Below are 13,178 nucleotides of genomic sequence, written 5' to 3'. Positions count from 1 at the left end.
ATGGAATTTTATGCAACATAAAGGTAGACGGGCCGCGCGGGTTACTTTCCGGTTTTGGAGGCCCTCCTGGCCCTCTGCACCAGAGCTTCGGCCCTTATCATGGCCGTCTCCAGTTCCTCTTTTTTCGGCTTTCGCCCGAGCTGTTTCTTGAATTCCTTGGTAAATATCTCTAGGAACTTTTCCATTTTGGCGCTGCCCTTCAGGCCCCATTCCTTGTAGTGTTCTTCGATGTAGTCCACCACGTCGGCTGTAATGTCCATTATCATGCGGTACCGCCGGTTTTTATTGTACACGCTTATGCCGTAGCCGAGAACGGCCGCTATGAGGGGTTCCATTACGGCCTCGTTGGTGAGGATGTTTCCGATAAACCTGAGCCAGGCCCAGTTCATAAAAAATCCCCCCTCTTAATCTATATTATGCAGGGAGGAGGGATTAGGGACCTGCGTATTTGGTTTGCCAAACCTATTTTTCAGCCATTGCTTTCCATCTTTTTAACTTCGGCTTCCCGGCTTTTCCGCCGGTATGCCTTGAGCGCATAAAGGACACTCTTCCGGGAGGTATGACTCCACCTCGAGATTCAGAAGGTAACGGGAGGGCACGCCGAAATCCACCTTTCCTCCGCTCCGGTCTACGAGGGCCCCCACCGCAAGCACTTCGGCGCCGCAGGATTTTACGAACTCGCTGACTTCTTTTACGGAACCGCCGGTGGTGACCACGTCTTCCACGACCAGCACCCTTTCGCCGGGCTTGAGGGCAAACCCCCGCCGGAGGACCATTCGCCCGTTTTCCCGTTCTGCGAACAGGGCGCGTGCATCAAGCGCTCTCGCCACTTCGTACGAAACGATTATGCCGCCAAGGGCGGGGCCGATCACTGTTTGAACCTCCATATCCTTGAAGTTTTGCGCCAGCTCCCGGCACGCCTTTTCGGCAGCAGTGGGATACTGGAGGAGCCGGGCGCACTGGAGGTATTTCGAGCTGTGCCGGCCGGAGGTCAGGATAAAGTGGCCGGTCTGCAGGACACCGGTTTCGGTAAAAAGTTTCCTGATCTGTTCCTGTGTCACAGCGATTCTCTCCAATCACAAAATTTAAACAAAAATTCTTTCCAGGGCGGCAAGGGGATCCGGAGCGGCGGTAACGGGGCGGCCGATGACGATATAGTCGGCCCCGGCTTTTAAAGCTTCTTTTGGAGTCGCCACCCTTTTCTGGTCACCGGTGCCGGCCCAGGGCGGGCGCACCCCCGGTGTCACTATGAGAAAATCCTTCCCCACGGCATTCCTGATGGCCTCTATTTCCCCGGGTGACGTCACGACGCCGTCCATGCCCGCAGCCAGGGCCAGCTTCGCCAGCCGTACCGCCTGACCGGCGGAGGATTCGGTGATATTCATTTCTCTTAAGTCCCGGTCGTCCAGGCTGGTCAGCACGGTGACGGCCAAAATTTTGGGCCTTTCCGGATGATTTTCCTTTTCTATAAAAGCTCTTTCGGCAGCCTCGCGGGCCTTCTGCATCATTTCCCTTCCGCCCGACGCATGCACGTTGAACATAAAGGCGCCGGAACGCACCGCCGCCCGGGCGGCACCGGCCACGGTGTTGGGAATGTCGTGAAATTTCAGGTCAAGAAAGACCCGGCACCCTTCCGCATTTATCTTTTTTATTACGGCCGGGCCTGCGGAGCAGAAAAGTTCCAGCCCGACTTTAAACACGCGTATCCGGTTTTTCAAAAGCCTGACAAGGCCCAGCGCCTTATTCTCATCAGGGGTATCGAGGGCTATAATCACTTTCGAAAAATCTTGGGTCATGAAAAATCTCCTTCCGTAAAATTTTTGTGGGCCAGGCCGACAATGTCCCGGAGTTTTATTGTCTTGTCTTCGCCGGAGGTTTTTAAAGCACTTTCGCATATCGAGCATTCGACCAGGTATTTCTCAAGGCCGTCGATGATTTTTAAAGGCGCTTCAGGGTCGATAAAACCGGCGGTACCTACCGCCACGGCTGAAGCCCCGGCCAGGATGAATTCCACCGCATCGCGCCATGTGCTGATGCCTCCCATGCCGATTACAGGTATTTTCACCGCTTCATAGGCTTCCCATACCATGCGGAGGGCTATGGGCTTTACGGCGGGACCGGAGAGCCCCGCAAAAATCCTTTTAAATACGGGCCGCTGTCTGTCGATATCTACGGCCATGCCCAAAACGGTGTTGATAAGAGATACGGCATCCGCTCCGGCCGATTCCACCGCCGCTGCTATTTTTTGAATACTTGTGACGTTAGGGGAAAGTTTTGCTATTACCGGGAGCGTAGCCGCCTCCTTTACGGCCCTTACCACCTCATAGGCGCTGCCGGGGTCCTGACCGAAGGCAATGCCGCCTTTTTCCACATTGGGGCACGATATGTTTACTTCCAGAGCCGCAAGGCCGTTTAACTCCGACAGCCGCTTTGCAATTTCACGGTATTCTTCCACCGTATCCCCATCTATATTGACGATAACCGGCACCGGGAGTTTTTTAAGGCGGGGCCATTCCTCTCTGATAAACCTCTCAACGCCGGGGTTCTCCAGGCCCACGGAATTGAGGAGGCCGGCGGGGGTCTCGCAAAGCCTGGGCGGCGGATTGCCGTGCCTCGGTAAAAGGGTGATCCCTTTGGTAACCACGGCTCCCAGCCGGTTTATGTCGTAAATTTTTGCATACTCTTCTCCGAACCCGAAAGTGCCCGAAGCCACCATGACCGGGTTTTTCATGGAAATCCCCGCTATTTCAACGCAAAGGTCAACTGCACAATTACGAATGTATTCCATTTTTGGGCATGGCTCCGAAAGCTTGTCCCGGTTCAAAGCGCTTCTCCTCTCTAAATCCTTTTGAAACCCTTAAGGTTTTCCCGACCGCATTTTTCCATTCTACAACTGTATTTCTCCCGCCTCAAACACCGGTCCGTCCCTGCACACCTTTTTATATCCCTCGCCTGCGGATTTTACCGCACATCCAAGGCATGCCCCGACTCCGCAGGCCATGCGCTCCTCCAGCGAAAGGTATGCGGGGATTTTTCCCCGGACCGCCGCGTCTTTTACCTTTGCCAGGAAGGGTTTTGGGCCGCAGGCGTATACGATGTCAAACTGCTTTTGCACCTCATGTCCCTTTATACAGTTTTCAAACGCCTCCGTCGGAACTCCTTTTTGACCGGCTGTGCCGTCGTCGGTAGTTAAAAACACAGTAAATCCGCAGGATTTCAGGAAATCCACCCCGAAAACCTCTCCGGCAGTGGAAAACCCTATGAAGGCGGCTCCGGATCTTCCGGACCGTGAAAGGGGGCCGGCGATCTTTTGGGCCAGGTACAGCAACGGGGCCACGCCCACGCCTCCGCCGATCAGGACGGGGTCTACGGCGTCTAAAGGCACGGGAAACCCCCTGCCCAGCGGACCCATTACGTCAAGGATTTCCCCGGCTTTCTTTTGAGATATCAAGCGCGTTCCCTCCCCCAGCACGCGGTACACCATTTCCACCGTCCCGTCCTTTTCATTTGCTCCGGCGATGCTTATGGGCCGCCGGAGCAGTGGAGTCGGCCCGTCGGAGCATCGAATGTGCAGAAACTGGCCCGGCGCAGCCTTTTCGGCCACCTCCGGGCAGCATATCTTCATATGATATATGTCATAGGCAATCAATACATTTTGAATCACTTTTGTTGAGAACAGTAAACCGGCCAGAATATCACCCTTCCTTTCCAATCGGCGTCACCCTCATGCCGGTGGCTTCTATCACCCTGTAAAGGGCCCGGGCGGTGTCCAGAGAAGTGAGGCACGGAATGCCGTCGTCGGCGGCGGCCCGCCGGATTTTGAAGCCGTCCCGTTCAGGCGCCTTCCCCCTGGTGAGGGTATTTATCACAATATCCACCCGGCCCTCCCGAAACAGGTCCATTATATTCGGCGACCCTTCTCTGACCTTGTTCACCACTTGGGCCTTTACCCCCGCAGCCTCGAGAGCCCGGGCGGTGCCCGCCGTGGCATAGATGTCGAAGCCCAGGTTTTGAAAGTCTCTCAGAAGTTTTACGGCCTCGGGCTTATCCCGGTCGGCGATCGTGGCGAGAATAACCCCGCCGGAGGGTATTTTTAATCCAGCGGCGGTAAACGCCTTGTACAGCGCCTTTTCAAAGGTCTTGTCGATGCCCAGCACCTCGCCGGTGGACTTCATTTCCGGCCCCAGGGAGGTCTCCACCTGGCGGAGTTTTGAGAAGGAAAACACCGGGGCTTTGACCGCCACAAAACCGGGTTCCGGCGCCAGGCCCCCTTTGAGCCGAAGGCTCGAAAGGGTGGCGCCGAGAGCTATCCTGGTGGCCGCCTCAACCATCGGGATACCTGTAATCTTGCTCAGATAAGGCACCGTACGGCTTGAGCGCGGGTTTACTTCAATTACGTACACATCCTCCCCCCGGACTACAAACTGAATGTTCACCAGCCCCCTGACGTAGAGTTTCCGGGCTATCCCGGTGGTGTAGTCAACTATTTTTTTAACCGCCGTTTCGGTCAACGTCCTGGGAGGATATACTGCTATGCTGTCGCCGGAATGGATCCCGGCCCGTTCGATGTGCTCTATGATGCCGGGTATAAGCACTTCGGCGCCATCGCTTATCGCGTCCACTTCCACTTCGGTGCCGTATATATATCTGTCGATGAGCACGGGCCTTTCCGGTGAAACCTCTACCGCTTCCTGCATATACGCCTTCAATTCTTCAATACTATATACTATTTCCATCGCCCTGCCGCCCAATACGTAGGAGGGCCGCACCAGCATGGGGAAACCTATCTCTCTTGCTTTCTCCAGGGCTTCGGCGGTGCTTCTTACGGCTCCAGCTTTGGGCCGCGGTATGCCAAGTTCACTCAAGAGGGCGTCGAATTTTTCCCTATCCTCGGCGATATCTATGGATTCCACGGCGGTCCCCAGTATTTATATCCCCCGCCTCTCCAGCTCTCCGGCCAGATTTACGGCCGTCTGCCCGCCGAACTGCACCAGAACACCCAGGGGTTTTTCATTTTCTATCACCGCCATAACGTCCTCAATGTACAGGGGCTCGAAATACAACCGGTCGGCGATGTTGAAGTCGGTACTGACTGTCTCCGGGTTGTTGTTAATGACGACCGTCCTGAAACCGCTTCTTTTTGCGGCCCAGGCGGAATGCACGCAGCAGTAGTCAAACTCTATGCCCTGCCCGATCCTTATGGGGCCGGACCCTATTACGACGACTGTGGGTTTGTCTTCGAGCACGGCCTCGTTTTCTTCTTCGAAGGTAGAGTAAAAATAAGGCGTCTGTGCTTCGAATTCCGCCGCGCAAGTATCCACAATCTTATATGTGGGTTTGATGGCGAATTTTCCCCTCAGTACTCTTACTTCTTCTTCCGCACAACCGGCATGCTTTGCTATGACGGCATCCGGAAAGCCCATCCGTTTGGCCTCCTTCAAAAGCCCTCCCGTCAATTTCTCCTCTTTAAGCCTGTTCTCCATGTTTACGATGTTTTTCATTTTCTCAAGGAAGAACCTGTCGATCCCGGATAAATTGCAAATTTCATCGAGGTTCACACCCCGGCGCAGGGCTTCGGCTAAGGCAAAAAGTCTCTCGTCGGTAGCCCTGGAAATTTTATCTTTTATCTCCTGCAGAGATAAGGCATCCATACCCTTTAAAGACAGGTCTATCACGCCCCGTTCCAGGGACCTTACCCCTTTCATCAGGGCCCCCTCCAGAGTCCTGTCTATGGCCATGACCTCTCCCGTGGCCTTCATCTGGGTACCGAGGACCCTGTCGGCCTCTGTAAATTTGTCGAAGGGCCAGCGGGGCATTTTAACCACCACATAGTCCAGTACCGGTTCGAAACATGCGGTGGTCTTGCCGGTCACGGGATTTTTAATTTCGTCGAGGCAAAGGCCCACGGCTATTTTGGCGGCGATCTTTGCTATTGGGTAACCCGTGGCTTTAGAGGCCAGGGCGCTGGACCGGCTTACCCTGGGGTTTACCTCGATGACGTAATACCTGCCGCTTTCTGAGTCCAGGGCAAACTGCACGTTGCACCCGCCTTCTACGCCCAGGGCCCTTATGATTTTCAGCGAAGCCGCCCTCAGCCTCTGGTATTCCCTGTCGGACAGTGTCTGGCTTGGCGCCACCACTATACTGTCGCCGGTGTGGATGCCCACCGGGTCCACATTCTCCATGTTGCATACGGCAATGCACTGGTCGTTGCCGTCGCGCATCACCTCGTATTCTATCTCCTTCATCCCCAGCAGGCTCTTTTCCAGAAGTACCTGGTGTATGCGGCTCTGCTTCAGTCCATGGCCGGTAATCTCCAGGAGTTCTTCTTCGTTGAAGGCCACGCCCCCGCCGGTGCCGCCCAGGGTATACGCGGGCCTTACTATCAGCGGAAAGCCGGCCTCCCGGGCGAAAGCCACGGCTTCCTCCGGGCTGTATACTATGCGGCTTTCGGGCACCGGTTCTCCTATTTCCTGCATCAACCTTTTAAACAATTCCCTGTCTTCAGCCTTTTTGATGGCCGAAAGAGGGGTGCCGAGCAGCTTAACCCCTTCTTTTGCAAGTATTCCGCTTTCCGCCAGCTCCACCGCCAGGTTGAGCCCCACCTGGCCGCCCAGGGTTGGCAAAAGACCGTCGGGCTTTTCGCGGCGTATGACTTCCGCGGCAAATTCCACGGTGAGGGGTTCTATATACACCCTATCGGCAATGTTGGAATCGGTCATGATTGTGGCGGGGTTGCTGTTTATCAGCACCACTTCCAGGCCCTCTTCTTTTAAAGAAAGGCAGGCCTGGGTGCCGGCGTAGTCGAATTCCGCGGCCTGGCCGATAACGATGGGACCCGAACCTATAACCATGACTTTCTTTATTGAAGGATCCTTCGGCATCTTCGCACCTCCCCGCCTGCGAGTTTCAGGAATTCGTCGAAGAGATATTCGGTGTCACCGGGGCCCGGAGACGCCTCCGGGTGAAACTGCACCGAAAAGGCCCGGAATTTGGGTACTTCAAGCCCCTCCACCGTGCCGTCGTTAGCGTTGACGAAGGTCACCTCAACGCCTTTTTCGAGGGAAGCCCCGTCCACGGCGTAACCGTGATTCTGGGATGTGATGAATACCCTACCATTTTTAAGGTCTCTGACCGGGTGGTTGGAACCCCTGTGCCCGAACCTGAGCTTGTAAGTATCTCCCCCCAGCGCCAGGGCCATTATCTGGTGCCCCAGACATATGCCGAAAACGGGCACCTTCCCCAGCAGCTCCCTTACAGTATTTACGGCGTAACCGGCTTTTTTCGGGTCTCCGGGGCCGTTGGAGAGCAGCACTCCGGCGGGCCGGGATTCGAGCACGGAGCCGGCCGGTGCATCCGCCGGGAAAACCGTAACCCTGCACCTCCGCCTCACCAGGCACCGGAGGATGTTGTGTTTAACCCCGAAATCCATCAGGGCCACCGGAATCCCGTTTTCTTCGCCGTAAACCCGCACGCCTTTTGAAGTGACCTGTTTTACCAGATCCTGGCTACCCAATTCGGGCTGCCGGCGAAGCATCTCCCGGGCATCTCTTACATCCAGCTCGGTGGACAGAACGGCCTTCATAACTCCGCAACTTCTTATTTTTTTGGTTAAAAGCCTGGTGTCCACCCTTTCGATGCCCACTATGCAGCACCGCTTCAGGTAGTCGTCGAGGTTCCCATCGTCACCGGCCGGGGGCCTTTCGCAGGCCTCCCGGACCACAACCCCCCGCAGGACCGGTTTTTGGGACTCGGAAAAAGCATCACGGGTCCCGTAATTGCCTATCAGCGGATACGTCAGAATCACGATCTGTCCCGCATAGGAGGGGTCGGTTATGACCTCCTGATATCCCGTCATGCCGGTGTTGAACACCAGTTCCCCCCACGCGGTCCCGGAGGCCCCCAGGGCTTTACCCTCGAAGGCGCTCCCGTCCTCCAGGACAAGAATGGCTTTCATCGAAGACCTCCTTTTTACGGGCGGGGTGATCCCCCCGTTTTATATACAATCCTTGCTTTCCGGTCCCTTTCCCATGCGGCGTCTTTAAACACCATTTTACCGCCCGTAAACGTCATTACGGCCTTACCTTTCAACTTCCACCCGTGAAAGGGGGTGTTTTTTCCTTTAGAAAGAAAATCGTATTTATTTACCGTCCACTCCCTATCCGGGTCTATGACCGTGATGTCGGCGGAACTGCCGGGCTTCAGGGTGCCCGCCTCAACGCCCAGAATGCCGGCAGGCTCCCGGGTCATCTTCCTTACGGCTTCGGAAAGGCTCAGTTTCCCTGGGGTCACAAGGCAGGTCAGCACCAGCCCCAGGGCCGTTTCCAGGCCTGATATACCGAAGGCCGCCCTGTCGAACTCCAGGTCCTTTTCGTCCTCCGAGTGGGGCGCATGATCCGTGGCTATGGCATCGATGGTTCCGTCCTTCAGCCCCTCAATCAGGGCCTCGACATCTTCCTCCGTGCGCAGGGGCGGGTTGACTTTAGCGCAGGTATCGTATCCCATCACCACTTCCTCGGTTAAAACCAGGTGGTGCGGAGTCACCTCGCAGGAAACCCGGACCCCTTCGGCCTTCGCCCTCCTGATCAGTTCCACGGAACCCCGGGTGCTCACGTGAGCTATGTGGACCCGGGCACCGGTTTCCCCGGCCAGTATGATGTCCCGGGCCACAGCTGTTTCCTCGGCGGAACGGGGTGTGCCGGGAAGGCCCAGCACAGTCGAAATATACCCCTCGTTCATCACACCGCCTTCTGAAAGCGCCGGTTCCTCGCAGTGGTCTATTACCACCCTGTCGAACATCGAAGCGTAGAGCAGTGCCCTTCTCATCAAAGAGCTGTCGGCTACGGGCTTTCCGTCGTCGGAGAAGGCCACCGCCCCCGCCGCAGCCATATCGCCTATTTCCGCCATTTCCCTCCCCTGCCGGCCCTTCGATACGCATCCCACGGGAAGTACCCGGACAAGCCCCACTCTTTCGGCCTTCGAAATGACGTAGCTCACTAGGGCCGCATTGTCTACCGGGGGATTGGTATTGGGCATGCAGGCGACGGTGGTGAATCCCCCCGCGGCGGCGCTCCTGGAGCCAGATTCGATGTCCTCCTTGTATTGAAAACCCGGGTCGCGAAAATGCACGTGCATATCCACCAGTCCCGGCACCAGTACGAGCCCCGTGAGGTCCACCACTTCGGCGTCGCCGGCCGTGACTTCTTTATCCACGGCGGAGATCTTCCCGCCTTCGATCAGCACATCCATTACACCGTCCAGTCCCCGGGCCGGGTCCAAAACCCTCGCTCCCTTCAGCAGTTTTTTCACTTTCTGCCACCTCCGATCAAGATATACAGCACCGCCATCCGCACGGCCACACCGTTCCTTACCTGTTCGTTTATTAGCGACTGCAGTCCGTCCACGACTTCGGAACAAAGCTCCAGCCCCCTGTTCACCGGACCCGGGTGCAGCAAGAGCGCGTCGGGCTTGGCAAGTTTTAATCTTTCGCCGTTTATTCCGAAGAACCCGGAGTACTCTTTCGCGGTGGGAAACATCCCTTTTTTCTGCCGTTCCAGCTGTATCCGCAGGGCCATCACCACATCGGCGTCCTTCACCGCTTCATCCACGGTCCCGGCCAGCCGGGCGCCCGTCTTCTCCACATCCGGGGGCATGAGGGTCGCCGGGCCCGCCACGTAAACTTCGGCGCCCATTTTTGTAAAACCGAAGATGTTGGACCGGGCCACCCGGCTGTGGAGTATATCGCCCACGATCGCCACCTTCAGACCCGAGAGCGTACCCTTTTTCTCCATCACCGTGAACATGTCCAGCAAGGCCTGGGTGGGGTGCTCGTGGGTGCCGTCCCCGGCGTTGATGACCGGGACTCTCACATGCCGGCTCAGGAACTCGGCAGCGCCGGAAGACCCGTGGCGGATGACTATCGCATCGACCCCCATCATTTCCAGGGTCTTCGCCGTGTCCTTCAGAGTCTCTCCCTTTTCCACACTGCTCCCCGAGGATGCGAAGCTGATGGTGTCGGCGCTCAGGTACTTGGCCGCCAGTTCAAAGGAGTTTCTGGTTCTGGTGCTGGCCTCGTAAAAAAGGTTCACCACCGCCTTGCCCTTAAGGGTGGGGAACTTTTTTACATCCCTGTCGATAATTTCCTTGAAAGAAGCCGTTAAACGGAGAATGTAGGCGATATCCTCCGCCGTCAATTTTCCCAACCCGAGAAGATGCCTGTGTTTGAACAACGCCCTTCCTCCTTTCATACTAAAAAACCCCGCCGTTGAGACGGCAGGGTAAAGCAGGGGGGAATGTCTTCATCAAAAAAGCCTTTCTCCGTCAGGTGGAGAAAGGCTGTACATACTTTTCCTTCCAGCTTTTCACCTTACCAGCCTCACGGGACCAGTTTAAAGGTGAGTCCTTTTCAGTTGCTATTTAATTGTTTTGTCCAGTATATCAGATAATCAGGCTGTTGTCAAATGGCTATTTTTTGATAATATCACTTGTAGACTATCTTGAAAATTTTCAGCCTGAAAAAATTAAAGGAGCAGATTTCTGCTCCTTACTCCCGGTTGCCGGTCGGCTATAGTTTAACGCACGTGTAAACCAAGGTATTCCTTTAGCGCAGCTTGAAGCACCTGCGAAAAATTGACTTTTTTCTTTTCAGCTGCATCCTTCAGCCATCGCGGAAGGGTGACGGTCAGGTTAACGGCTTTATTCTCGATCCGTTCCCTCACGAGCGGCATCCAGATATCTATAATTCTAACGAAACCGCCGTCTGGAACTTTTACGTCATCAATGTTAGAAGGTTCAGGAATTATAGCGTCTTCTTTTTCCAAAGTATAAAGATAAAGCCCTAAAGCTTCTTCTGCCATGCGTAGTGCTTCATCTTCGTCATCACCTTCTGTAATACACCCTGGCAGATCAGGGAAAGTAACGGTATATCCGCCTTCTTCCGCAGGTTCAAAAACCGCCGGGTATGAATATTTATTCTTCAATGATTTAAACCTCCTTTCGGAAATTTTTTGGGGATGGGTTAATTTAATAGCCCCGCTTGTTTAAATATAGATCTTATCGTTCCTTGCTTTAGGGCTTTCCTTGGATGAGGCACAATCACCGGATTATTTTTCTCGGGGTGTTTTAAGATGTGATGGGAGCCATCGATTCTTTCTATGTACCATCCGTTTTCAAAAAGTATTTGTAAAATTTCTCTGGAAGAGAGATTTTTTGTTTTCACATTTATCATTAACTCCTTTCAATTATATTATACACATGTTATCTACACATATAAATAGCATTTGGATAATTGATATTGCAATAGATGGCATGATGCTGGAGGAAATGCGCAATGATGAAAGAACGATTTTTAGTTTATACTTCCATCTGGATTGAAGCACTAAGGCCTGGCGGATGCCCTGACATAATTGATGGCCAGCCATATATCCGAACTGAAAACACTGATCTTTCTGAGTTAAAAGCTTATATAATTATTTCCCTCCTGTAATCGATGAAACAGTCGAGACACACTTTTTTGCCATCCATGAGCCAGATTTTGTGCTCGGGGGCTCCTTCATGGCATATTTGGAGAGGGTAAAGCTGGGTTTCTTGAATTGAAAAAGCTCGTCCAGTCCGGCTGTCATTATATACTCAAGCCTTTTTTGCCTTTGAAACGCACTTAAGAAAAGCATTGGCACAGCCGAGCTGTATGTCGCCTTTCAGCTGACCCACATTTCCGGGACAGTTGTACAACAAGCAGTGCGCCTCCTTCGCTCTCGGTGGTGGCGCAGCGAAAAGAACTTGAATATGGCCAGATTTTTTATACAGTTTCTACATTGTATCAATTTTCCCTTCTATAATATCGGCATCCGGGCCAAAATTTGTTTATGCTAAAAATGAAACTTATCCCTTTACTTTTCCCTTATTTATCAGAAAATTTTTTGTAATTATTTAATGATCTCTTGAAACTTATTTTTAATACGTCCTATAATATATACGTCCTAAAATAAAATCAAAGTAGATGCTATCATAAAAAACTTATCTTCCCCTCAAATGCTTGAAATATTTCGACAGGCACGACTCCTAAAGTGAGATCCGGCCAGGAAGGAGGTTCATAAAGATACGAATACAGATACGTTGGCTTAAGAATAATTAGAATCCATAAAGAAAATAAGCATTATTGAAAATCGTTTTTGACTGATAAGCAACATAAAATAAAGCCGGAGGTATTTTAAATGAATGAAGTGGTAAGACCCAGATACGAATATATTGCCCTTGATATAGCCAGGAGGATTGTCCAGGGGGAATTCAGCGAGGGTGAAAAACTATACGGGAGGTCGAATCTGGCCGGGCTTTACAACGTTTCTCCCGAAACCATCCGGCGGGCTGTTTCCCTGCTAGAGGATATGGGAGTGGTTTCTTCGGAGCAGGGTAGAGGTATAATAGTAAAATCAAGGCAGGCCGCGTATAAATACGTAGACCGTTTCAACGAAAAGCAAACTCTGGAGTCCCTTAGAAATGAGTTAACCGAGCTCCTGGAAGCCCGAAGGCGGCTGGACGAAAGATTCGAGCTAATTTTAATAAAGACCATTGAGTATGCCAACAGGCTGAGAAATATCAACGCCTTTAACCCGGCGGAGGTTCGGGTGAATGAAAAAAGCAGGGCGGTGGGAAAAACCATATCAGAATTGAAATTTTGGGAAAATACCGGCGCCACAATTATAGCCGTGAGAAGAGGAGAAGAGCTGTTTCTCTCACCAGGACCCCATTTCCAAATAAAAGGGGGAGATTTTCTGGTGCTGGTGGGAAATGAGGAGGTCCTAAAGAAAACCGATGAATTCTTAAACACCCCATAAAATATGGGGTGTTCAGCTTGTAGACAAAGCCGCTTTTAGGTTATGCATCCTAAAAGCGGCTTTTTGTTGAAGGCGAAGAAAATTTTTAAGAAAAACGAATGTAAAGCGGGGACTGTTGGCGGAAACGTTCCCCGTCTTTTCTTCCATAAAGCCAGCTTTTTTAAATTCATGCATGCGAAAAGAAGCGTGAGGTAATGTCCGACTTTCCTCAAGCCTCGTAGATTTGTATAGCGCATGCCATGCTTTTCCTTCGCATCGGCAAATACCCGCTCGATGGTCTGGCCGCGCATTTTGTATAGTTCTTTACCCCATTGGGTGTGTCTTATATCTTCCGCTTTTTCCACG

At 53.0% G+C, this 13,178-nt stretch carries 13 protein-coding genes and 1 pseudogene; 2 read left to right on the top strand and 12 right to left on the bottom strand.

What is annotated here, in order from left to right:
* Positions 1 to 41 precede the first annotated feature (41 nt).
* The 11 genes and pseudogenes from LZ11_RS08060 to LZ11_RS08010 all read right to left on the bottom strand — a co-directional run bounded on the left by LZ11_RS08060 (position 42) and on the right by LZ11_RS08010 (position 11,227).
* Entirely contained in the window at positions 42 to 389 is a 348-nt protein-coding gene (locus LZ11_RS08060) for a hypothetical protein (protein WP_148867390.1), read from the bottom strand.
* A gap of 102 nt (positions 390 to 491) precedes the next feature.
* On the bottom strand, positions 492 to 1,061 hold the full coding sequence (pyrE, locus tag LZ11_RS08055; protein ID WP_148867389.1) for an orotate phosphoribosyltransferase: 570 nt from the start codon (positions 1,059 to 1,061) through the stop codon (positions 492 to 494).
* Between the two features lie 24 nt (positions 1,062 to 1,085).
* Entirely contained in the window at positions 1,086 to 1,796 is a 711-nt protein-coding gene (gene pyrF, locus LZ11_RS08050; RefSeq protein WP_148867388.1) for an orotidine-5'-phosphate decarboxylase, read from the bottom strand.
* Positions 1,793 to 2,788 (bottom strand): dihydroorotate dehydrogenase, encoded by a 996-nt coding sequence (locus LZ11_RS08045; RefSeq protein ID WP_148867420.1) that lies wholly within the window; start codon positions 2,786 to 2,788, stop codon positions 1,793 to 1,795. The genes pyrF and LZ11_RS08045 overlap by 4 nt, the downstream gene beginning before the upstream one ends.
* 99 nt (positions 2,789 to 2,887) lie before the next feature.
* Positions 2,888 to 3,712, bottom strand: coding sequence for a dihydroorotate dehydrogenase electron transfer subunit (locus LZ11_RS08040; protein WP_246110761.1), 825 nt, complete (start codon positions 3,710 to 3,712; stop codon positions 2,888 to 2,890).
* Positions 3,696 to 6,884: pseudogene (gene carB, locus LZ11_RS13030) on the bottom strand (carbamoyl-phosphate synthase large subunit). Before carB ends, LZ11_RS08040 begins: the two are co-directional and overlap by 17 nt.
* Positions 6,863 to 7,957, bottom strand: coding sequence for a glutamine-hydrolyzing carbamoyl-phosphate synthase small subunit (gene carA, locus LZ11_RS08030; protein WP_148867387.1), 1,095 nt, complete (start codon positions 7,955 to 7,957; stop codon positions 6,863 to 6,865). Before carA ends, carB begins: the two are co-directional and overlap by 22 nt.
* A 14-nt stretch (positions 7,958 to 7,971) precedes the next feature.
* Positions 7,972 to 9,309, bottom strand: coding sequence for a dihydroorotase (locus tag LZ11_RS08025; RefSeq protein WP_148867386.1), 1,338 nt, complete (start codon positions 9,307 to 9,309; stop codon positions 7,972 to 7,974).
* The gene (locus tag LZ11_RS08020) at positions 9,306 to 10,229 is read right to left on the bottom strand and encodes an aspartate carbamoyltransferase catalytic subunit (protein ID WP_246110760.1); all 924 of its coding nucleotides are present in this window, start codon (positions 10,227 to 10,229) and stop codon (positions 9,306 to 9,308) included. The genes LZ11_RS08025 and LZ11_RS08020 overlap by 4 nt, the downstream gene beginning before the upstream one ends.
* Positions 10,230 to 10,571: 342 nt before the next feature.
* Complete coding sequence (locus LZ11_RS08015; RefSeq protein WP_148867384.1) at positions 10,572 to 10,979, bottom strand: type II toxin-antitoxin system HicB family antitoxin; 408 nt, start codon at positions 10,977 to 10,979, stop codon at positions 10,572 to 10,574.
* A gap of 38 nt (positions 10,980 to 11,017) precedes the next feature.
* On the bottom strand, positions 11,018 to 11,227 hold the full coding sequence (locus LZ11_RS08010) for a type II toxin-antitoxin system HicA family toxin (protein ID WP_148867383.1): 210 nt from the start codon (positions 11,225 to 11,227) through the stop codon (positions 11,018 to 11,020).
* Positions 11,228 to 11,329: 102 nt separating this feature from the next.
* Between LZ11_RS08010 and LZ11_RS08005 the strand changes: the two genes are divergently transcribed.
* Positions 11,330 to 11,485, top strand: a complete 156-nt coding sequence (locus LZ11_RS08005; RefSeq protein WP_148867382.1) for a PIN domain nuclease — start codon at positions 11,330 to 11,332, stop codon at positions 11,483 to 11,485.
* 727 nt (positions 11,486 to 12,212) lie between these two features.
* Positions 12,213 to 12,833 carry a GntR family transcriptional regulator gene (locus LZ11_RS08000; protein ID WP_148867381.1) on the top strand — a complete coding sequence of 207 codons (621 nt, stop codon included), beginning with the start codon at positions 12,213 to 12,215 and terminating at the stop codon, positions 12,831 to 12,833.
* A gap of 35 nt (positions 12,834 to 12,868) precedes the next feature.
* Here the strand turns inward: LZ11_RS08000 and LZ11_RS07995 are convergent.
* Positions 12,869 to 13,178: transposase (locus LZ11_RS07995; protein WP_187695060.1), on the bottom strand; the 310-nt coding region annotated here is incomplete at its 5' end.

Source organism: Thermosediminibacter litoriperuensis (assembly GCF_008124715.1).
GTDB lineage: Bacteria > Bacillota > Thermosediminibacteria > Thermosediminibacterales > Thermosediminibacteraceae > Thermosediminibacter > Thermosediminibacter litoriperuensis.
Note: the sequence above shows the minus strand (reverse complement) of the source record. Positions and strands in the feature narration are given on the sequence as shown.

Excerpts from the sequence above, each read along its gene's own strand:
- LZ11_RS08060 (WP_148867390.1), bottom strand. The coding sequence starts at position 389 with ATGAACTGGGCCTGGCTCAGGTTTATCGGAAACATCCTCACCAACGAG.
- pyrF (WP_148867388.1), bottom strand. The coding sequence starts at position 1,796 with ATGACCCAAGATTTTTCGAAAGTGATTATAGCCCTCGATACCCCTGAT.
- LZ11_RS08045 (WP_148867420.1), bottom strand. The coding sequence starts at position 2,788 with ATGGAATACATTCGTAATTGTGCAGTTGACCTTTGCGTTGAAATAGCG.
- carA (WP_148867387.1), bottom strand. The coding sequence starts at position 7,957 with ATGAAAGCCATTCTTGTCCTGGAGGACGGGAGCGCCTTCGAGGGTAAA.
- LZ11_RS08010 (WP_148867383.1), bottom strand. The coding sequence starts at position 11,227 with ATGATAAATGTGAAAACAAAAAATCTCTCTTCCAGAGAAATTTTACAA.
- LZ11_RS08005 (WP_148867382.1), top strand. The coding sequence starts at position 11,330 with ATGATGAAAGAACGATTTTTAGTTTATACTTCCATCTGGATTGAAGCA.
- LZ11_RS08000 (WP_148867381.1), top strand. The coding sequence starts at position 12,213 with ATGAATGAAGTGGTAAGACCCAGATACGAATATATTGCCCTTGATATA.